This window comes from Acutalibacter caecimuris (assembly GCF_034335085.1).
Taxonomy (GTDB): domain Bacteria; phylum Bacillota; class Clostridia; order Oscillospirales; family Acutalibacteraceae; genus Acutalibacter; species Acutalibacter caecimuris.
The window spans coordinates 1-2,838 of the sequence record NZ_JAWXXJ010000072.1; the positions used below are offsets into that span (position 1 = coordinate 1).

Genomic DNA, 2,838 nt, shown 5'->3' on the forward strand with positions numbered 1-2,838 from the left:
ATCGCCGATTGGACGGCGGTACACTGCCAAGAGGCCGGAGAGAGTTGCCGTCCTAAGTAGCGGGAGATACACGTCCGCTCGAATGCGGCGTTGAAGGCTGTCTTGGTGACAGTCTCATCCTCCAGCGCCTCCAGCACCCGGTCTGGGAGTTGCTCCCCACGGGCCAGATCGACCACCTGGGTCGGTTCATCGTCAAAGGCATAGGCAAAGAGGAGGATTTGAAACTGCGGGGAATTTGTGTAGGCGTAGACTCCGCACTTCGGAAGGTCTACGTCAGAAAAGGTCTCGATGTCGATTGCCAATAGGCTCATACTTGCCTCCTGATATGGCAAAGAGGGGTGGAGGCCCTCCACCCCTCTCGCCAAAAGTCGTGTGTTTGTCAGGAGAGGAAATCCTCGTCCTCGTCCGCCATGGCCTCAAAGTCATCGCTGGCCTTGGAGCGACCGCCGAGAGCCTCGCCGTCCTTCACGAACTGGACATTTCCAAGGCCCGCCGCAATGCCGCGGTTCCCGTTGGAGTTGTAGCCGTAGAAGGTGACGCTGACATTGCAGTAGCAGCCGCTGTACACCTCGCTCTGGTCAATGATGGGCTGCACCTTGCGGTCCACCACCTGGGGAGCCTGACGGCTGTTGGCGTTGAGGAAGAAGCTCCCGGCATATGCCTCGTCATCGGGCCGGTCGGTGTCGCCGTCCCGGAGGGGGGTCTTGAGGTTGGGGGGAATCTTGCCGCCCCACTTGCCCACGGAGTCCTTCTTGGCCTGCTCGATGGCGTTCTTGATGGCGGTGATGGTCTTGGCGTCCTTCTTGGACACGATCAGCGAAGCGCCGTACTTGGGGTCGGAGCCGTTCACACTGGTCGGCTCGAACAGGTGGGCGTAGCTGATGCGGCAGGGAATGATGACCTTGGTCGGATTGGGGATACTCATAACTTATACCTCCTGAAATTCCGCAGATGCGGTGTCCTTGGTGACTTCTTGTCGTTTATCGGATTGGTGGACCAGCGTGAGCTTGCCCTGGGGTTTATACACATAGGGGCCGAGGATGCGGTTGAACTCCTCCTTGCCCATGAGCCGCTCCATGTCGCCGATCCCGATGAGGGACTTCTTGAAGATGTCGGTGTAGCCGCTGGCCTGGGCCGCAGCGATGACCTCCTCCTCGGAACTATACTTCCGAACGGAGCGGCCCTCCACGATCTTGTAGCCAGGCCACTGCTTCCCGTGGACGATGGCCTCGTCCTGGGCGAAGGCATACACGTCTGCCGCCCACTTCGCCAGCTCATCCGAGCGGCGAAGGACCTCGGCGATCTCCTCATCGTCCAAGAGGGCGGGCTGGCGGAACTCCATCTGGGCCAGCTTGAGGAACTCCTCAGCCCTGGCGCGGCATTGGTTCCGCGCCTTGCAGAACCGGCACCAGCTCCCTGCTGCGAACTCCCCGGCTCCCATGAGGGCCATTGCCCCGGTGGGGCGGAGGACATCCTCGCCCCACCGCTTCAGCTCTGCCGGGTCGATCTCCCAGGTGGAGCAATGGTTGAGCCGGGGCTGGAAAATGGTCAGCCGCACTACCTTGGGGTCGTAGAGCAGCTCCGCCTTGCTGAGAACACCCAGGCCGTAGATCATGAGCTGCTCATTGTGGTCGGCGAACACTTGAACGCCGCGGCCCAGCTTGAGGTCGATGATGTGGATGTAGCTGTAGGTCACGATGACCATGTCGGCGGTGCCGAAACAGCCCTCCACATACTCCGAAGCGTCTACCCGCTGCTCCACGGTGAACACCGGGTCCTTGTAGCCCCGCCGCGCCTCTTCAATCTCGCCCTGGACGAAGGAAACATACTCGTCCACGGCCTCCAGCAGCTCGTCCGAGTAGTAGTCGGACACGGGGCGGCGGGTGCGCTGCTTGAGATACTTCTTAATGAGGTGTTCAGCCATCGCATGGCCAGCGGTACCTTCGGCGGCGTAGGCGCTCTCCTCGTCCTGGAACTGCTCCTCCAGCATCAGGGAGGGAGGACAGTGCAGGCGGCGGTTCGCAGCCGAGGGAGAAAATCTTGCGTGTGTGGAAGGCATCAGAGCGCCTCCACTTCTCGGAGGAGGTCAGCGTAGTCCTCCGGCTTGACGCCAGACAGCTTGCCAGCGTCATACTTCATCAGCAGGGCCTTGACCTGGGCAGTCTTGCCCTCATCGCTCTTGGCGGACATGACGGCGCGGACCTGCTCGATGGTGATGGGCTTATCCTCTTTCTTGGTCGGCTCCGGGGCCGCAGTGGGGGTGGCCTCTGCTCCCTGTTCAGCCAGGGAGCGGTAGCCAGCCGCCAGCAGCTCGAAGCCTTCAGCCAGTTGGCTGTAGACTTTTTTATCCATTTGTGGTATCCTTTCCTTTAGACAATATGTGTGCCCTGCAATTCGGCGAGGAACTCCTCATCCACTCGGTCATCGATGGAAAGCGTGTCCGGGGTGATGCGGTTGAGCTGCTCATCGTAGCAGCGGATGGGGATGCGCATCTTCTTGGCGATCTCCAGTTCATACTTCATACCCTTGGTGATTTTGCTGCCAATCAGCCACATCATGTCGCTGGCTTTCAGCAGCTCGGCCCCAAGCTGGATGCCGAGGATGCGCTCGTCCGGGAGATCGTCCCGGAGGAACTGCGGATACATCAGGTGGGGGATGACGGGGACATAGCCGGTTCTGGCGGCGAGACGCCCCGCATCCTTGGCGACCTTGATGTTGTGTTCGATGTCCCCGCGGTAGGGGGAGCAGATAAAAACTTGCTGCATATCGGTTATCCTTTCGAGTCATTCGGGTGCATCCCGTGGTGTTGATGGTTGCTGCCGCCACCCGGTCGGGCGG

Annotated in this window: 4 protein-coding genes and 1 pseudogene; all 5 read right to left on the bottom strand. The window is 60.6% G+C overall.

Going from position 1 to position 2,838, the window contains the following annotated elements; translation table 11 throughout:
• Positions 1-311, bottom strand: a pseudogene (locus U8U01_RS17140) (hypothetical protein); the annotation flags it as partial.
• 68 nt (positions 312-379) lie between these two features.
• The gene (locus U8U01_RS17145) at positions 380-925 is read right to left on the bottom strand and encodes a DUF2815 family protein (RefSeq protein ID WP_322176799.1); all 546 of its coding nucleotides are present in this window, start codon (positions 923-925) and stop codon (positions 380-382) included.
• Positions 926-928: 3 nt separating this feature from the next.
• Positions 929-2,059, bottom strand: a complete 1,131-nt coding sequence (locus U8U01_RS17150) for a DUF2800 domain-containing protein (protein ID WP_322176800.1) — start codon at positions 2,057-2,059, stop codon at positions 929-931.
• Positions 2,059-2,352 (bottom strand): hypothetical protein, encoded by a 294-nt coding sequence (locus tag U8U01_RS17155; RefSeq protein WP_322176801.1) that lies wholly within the window; start codon positions 2,350-2,352, stop codon positions 2,059-2,061. Before U8U01_RS17155 ends, U8U01_RS17150 begins: the two co-directional genes overlap by 1 nt.
• Positions 2,353-2,369: 17 nt before the next feature.
• Positions 2,370-2,765: a DUF7768 domain-containing protein gene (locus U8U01_RS17160; RefSeq protein ID WP_322176802.1), complete on the bottom strand. Its 396-nt coding sequence runs from the start codon at positions 2,763-2,765 to the stop codon at positions 2,370-2,372.
• Positions 2,766-2,838 lie beyond the last annotated feature (73 nt).

What these genes read in the sequence shown, in the direction of transcription:
- U8U01_RS17160 (WP_322176802.1), bottom strand. Translation starts at nt 2,765, where the DNA reads ATGCAGCAAGTTTTTATCTGCTCCCCCTACCGCGGGGACATCGAACAC.
- U8U01_RS17150 (WP_322176800.1), bottom strand. Translation starts at nt 2,059, where the DNA reads ATGCCTTCCACACACGCAAGATTTTCTCCCTCGGCTGCGAACCGCCGC.
- U8U01_RS17155 (WP_322176801.1), bottom strand. Translation starts at nt 2,352, where the DNA reads ATGGATAAAAAAGTCTACAGCCAACTGGCTGAAGGCTTCGAGCTGCTG.
- U8U01_RS17145 (WP_322176799.1), bottom strand. Translation starts at nt 925, where the DNA reads ATGAGTATCCCCAATCCGACCAAGGTCATCATTCCCTGCCGCATCAGC.